This is a genomic window from Flavobacterium sp., assembly GCF_027490375.1.
Lineage (GTDB): Bacteria > Bacteroidota > Bacteroidia > Flavobacteriales > Flavobacteriaceae > Flavobacterium.
This window is the reverse complement of record NZ_JAIXYH010000030.1, coordinates 1-4,402: the sequence shown is the minus strand read 5'-3', so window position 1 is coordinate 4,402 and position 4,402 is coordinate 1. Positions and strand designations below refer to the sequence as shown.

2 protein-coding genes are annotated in these 4,402 nt (G+C 44.6%); both read left to right on the top strand.

The features are described from left to right. The first annotated feature begins 636 nt into the window (after nt 1-636). On the top strand, nt 637-3,003 hold the full coding sequence (locus Q0064_RS03745) for a TonB-dependent receptor (protein WP_298144503.1): 2,367 nt from the start codon (nt 637-639) through the stop codon (nt 3,001-3,003). A gap of 6 nt (nt 3,004-3,009) precedes the next feature. Further along, nucleotides 3,010-3,834, top strand: a complete 825-nt coding sequence (locus tag Q0064_RS03740) for a DUF4249 domain-containing protein (RefSeq protein ID WP_298144501.1) — start codon at nt 3,010-3,012, stop codon at nt 3,832-3,834. Nucleotides 3,835-4,402 lie beyond the last annotated feature (568 nt).

Below are 4,402 nucleotides of genomic sequence, written 5' to 3'. Positions count from 1 at the left end.
TGTCGAAGGCTAATGGAGATTTTTGTATTAAGATTTGAGTATTAAGACTACGCGACGTTCACCACTTAACGTATCGTTTTGGAGAAGCTAGTCCCGATGGCTATCGGGATAGAAGCTAGAAAATAGTCCCGATAACTATCGGGATCGTGACGTTCACCCTTTTACGTATCATTTTCCCAACCTAACCCACGCATCATTGGTGCCTGAGCTTGTCGAAGGCAGCTTGTCGAATGCCACATTGTGTACATCGTGAAAAACTTTGTGAAACATCGTGCTCCATTTTCGCTTTTTCAATTTTTTCAATTTTTTCAATTTTTTCGCTTCTTATCTTACGTTCTTTCCCGCGCGAACGGGTGCAGCGGTATCCTTTTGGCGCCAAGCTATTTCCACTGCCGTTTCGCCAAAAGATTTAGCGGAACACGTGACGGCGTGAACCACTTTTGCGCAGCGACGACTCGTGTGCCGGCGCGCCCAAAAAAAGAAGATGCTTTTCAAAAATCTGTTTCGGCGCTTTGGGTGTCGGGATTATAAGGGCATATCACAAAAAAATCTTAAATTTTAAAATCGTTAAACAAAACACAACACTTGAGGCGTTAATAGTGTGCATCTTTGCAGCGTCAAAATCAAAAACGAACTATGTTTAAATCAAAATTTCTACTTGCCTTAGCACTGGTAGTTCAATGTAGCTTTGGGCAAAAATCGCACACCATTAGTGGTACCATCACCGATTCATCGACCAACGAAACGCTGATCGGCGTGAATTTGTACGCTCCCGAAACCAAATCGGGCGCCGCCACCAACGAATACGGGTTTTACTCGATCACACTTCCCGAAGGAAACTACAAACTAGAAATCAGCTATGTGGGTTACGGAACTCAAGTTATTGATATTCAGTTAACTTCTGACCTGCGGAAAAACATCAGTTTAACACCCGAAGGTCAGGAACTGGAAGAAGTTGTAATCACTGAAAAACCGAAAGCCGTGATTCGACGGCCGGAAATGAGCGTGAACAAACTCTCGATCGAAACCATCAAAAAAATGCCTGTTGTTTTGGGGGAAGTCGACGTAATAAAGTCGATTCTCCTGCTCCCGGGCGTCACCAATGCCGGCGAAGGAGCGTCGGGGTTTAACGTGCGCGGTGGTGGTGCCGACCAAAACCTCATCCTGCTAGACGAAGCCGTTATTTTTAACTCCTCGCACGTATTTGGATTCTTTTCGGTGTTTAATCCCGACGCGATAAAAGATCTAAAATTGTACAAGGGTGGAATTCCCTCGCGCTTTGGCGGAAGAGCCTCGTCGGTTTTAGACATTTATCAAAAAGACGGGAATTCCAAGAAATTCTCGATGACAGGAGGAATCGGATTGATTTCAAGCAGGTTACTTGCTGAAGGTCCGTTCGACAAAGACAAAGGTTCGTTTCTGGTAGCCGGTCGGTCTTCATACGCACACCTGTTTCTGAAACTTACCGACAACCGCAACAGCGCCTACTTTTACGACCTCAACACCAAAATTAGCTATAAATTAAACGACAACAACAGCCTGTACCTTTCGGGTTATTTTGGTCGCGATGTTTTTAACCTTTCGGGTAGTTTTGAGAACATTTACGGAAACGCCACCTTAAACCTGCGTTGGAATCATATTTATAACGACAAGTTATTCAGTAACTTATCGGCAATTTACAGCGATTACTACTACGGACTTACACTCGATTTCATCGGGTTTAAATACGATTCGGGGATTAAAAACTACAATCTGAAATACGACTTTAAGCACTATTTAAGCGATACCTGGAAACTGGGATACGGCGTGAATGGTATTTACTACGATTTTAACCCGGGAACGATTATTCCGGTAGGCGAGTCGTCGGGAATTAACCGCCGACAACTCGATAAAAAATACGCATTCGAACCCGCAGCGTACTTTGAAGCCGAACACAAAGCCTCGCAAAAACTGAGCTTTTATTACGGTTTACGTTACAGTCAGTTTTATCGCATGGGACAATCGACCGTGAATTTATACGCCGATAACAATCCGGTGATTTTTAACCAAGAATTGCAGATTTACGAAAAAGCAACGCCAATCGGTACACGTGTATACGATTCGGGAGAAGTGATTAAAACCTACGATTTCCTTGAACCGCGATTCTCAGTATCCTACGCCTTTAACGGCGACACTTCGGTAAAGGCAAGTTACAACCGCATGGTGCAATACCTGCAACTCGTAACCAATACGGCTTCTCCTACACCACTTGATGTTTGGACACCCAGCGACCAGTACATCCGACCGCAAATTGCCGATCAAACTGCCGTTGGATATTTTAAGAATTTCAGAAACGGCGACTATTCGCTGGAAGTTGAATCGTTTTACAAAACCGTGCAAAACCGCATTGATTATATCGACGGAGCCGACTTAATTGCAAACGAAGCTTTGGAGCAAGTGATTCTTAACGGCGAGCTCCGCGCTTACGGTTTGGAAATTTTAGCGCGAAAAAACTCGGGGAAAATCAACGGCTGGGTTTCTTATACTTTGTCGAAATCCGAACAACGAACTCCGGGACGTAACGCTACGGAAACCGGTATCAACAACGGACAATGGTACTCGTCTGTTTTTGATAAAACGCACAACTTGGCTGTTACCGGAAGTTATGTGCCTTCTAAAAAATGGACGTACTCGGCCAACTTCATCCTACAAACCGGGCAACCAGCTACTTTTCCGAACGGACAATACCAATACCAAGGCATTACCGTTCCGAGTTACGGCTTGCGCAACGGCGATCGGCTTCCGACGTTTCACCACTTGGATTTAGCTGTAACTTATACACCAAAACCCGACAAAAAGAAAGGTTGGCAAAGCGAATGGGTTTTTAGCGTGTATAACGTGTACAATCGGATGAACGCCGCTTCGATTAGCTTTTCGCAAAACGAATTCACTGGGCGTAATGAGGCAGCGCGCTTCTCTATTTTCGGAGCAGTTCCGGCGGTGAGTTATAACTTTAAATTCTAAGAAATCATGAAAAAAATATATATCCTTTTTTGTTTAGCGGCTTATAGTTTGATGAGTTGCGAAGAAGTAATAACTGTAGGCTTAGACACAGCTCCTGAGAAACTCGTCATCGATGCATCGATCCAATGGGAAAAAGGCACGGCGGGCAATGTGCAAACCATTAAGTTATCGAAAACCGCACCGTACAACAGTCAGCTGATACCCACAGTTCAAGGCGCGGTGGTTACGGTACGTTCGCAAAGTGGGCAAACCTTTGATTTTGTGAATCAGCCCAATACAGGAAATTACATTTGTACGACTTTTGTGCCGCAAATCGACGAGGTGTACACCTTGACGGTGGTTGTCGACGGGCAAACGTACACCGCTACCGAAACCTTGAAAGGAGTTCCGGTGATTGATAAGATCGAACAAAATTTAGCGGGCGGATTTACTGGTGAAGACATTGAAATTAAGACGTTTTATACCGATCCGGCGCCTAGTGTCGATTTTTATTTGTTTCGTTACAAAGCATCGTATGCGGCTATTCCGTTTTTTGAAGTAACGGACGATCGTTTTAATCAAGGAAACCAAATTTTTGATTACTTCACAGACGAGAATTTAGAAGTGGGTCAGACGCTCGACATCAGTTTTATGGGCATTTCCGAGCGGTATTACAACTACATGAACATTTTGTTGAGTGTTGCGGGAAGTAATGGCGGTAGTCCGTTTCAATCGCCTCCAGCTACGGTTCGCGGAAACATTGTTAACACCACTAATCCGGATAATTATCCTTTAGGTTTTTTCAACTGCAGCGAGCGCACCACCACAACATACACGATTACAGAGAATTAAACTGATTGAACGCTAGTTGCCGAAGTACAGCGCGGCGTTTTTTACGTAATTTTTTATTTGGGGGTGCCGGCGGTGCTATCGTAGCGCTTCGCAAACGTTTCACTGAACCGCCGTCGCGCCATCCGCTGTATCTTTCCGGCGCACGGATGGTGGAAATACCATAACGCCGCAAAGGATGCCGCTGCTGTCGCTCACCCGGGGGGAGTTGCAAAAAGAAAAAAGCGAAAAAATAGAAAAATTTCCCTTTTGCGAACTTTGCGAAAATCTTTGCGAACTTTGCGGTTAAGCCTTCGACATGCTCCTACTGTGATGGAGCACAATGTTCCACTAAGTTTTTCACAATGGGACACAATGTTTTTCCTTCGACAAGCTCACTTACCAGCTTTTAAAACGCACAGAAAACACTGAACCTCACAGAATTTTGCGCAATATGGTACCGCTGAGGAAATCACAGAACGTGTCAAGTCACCAAAAAATGATTAGCCTTCGACAGGCTCAGGCACCGGTCGATGATATGTGGGTTCAGTAGGACAAAACGATACATAAAGTGGTGAATTCATCAATCCCG

What these genes read in the sequence shown, in the direction of transcription:
- Q0064_RS03745 (WP_298144503.1), top strand. Translation starts at nt 637, where the DNA reads ATGTTTAAATCAAAATTTCTACTTGCCTTAGCACTGGTAGTTCAATGT.
- Q0064_RS03740 (WP_298144501.1), top strand. Translation starts at nt 3,010, where the DNA reads ATGAAAAAAATATATATCCTTTTTTGTTTAGCGGCTTATAGTTTGATG.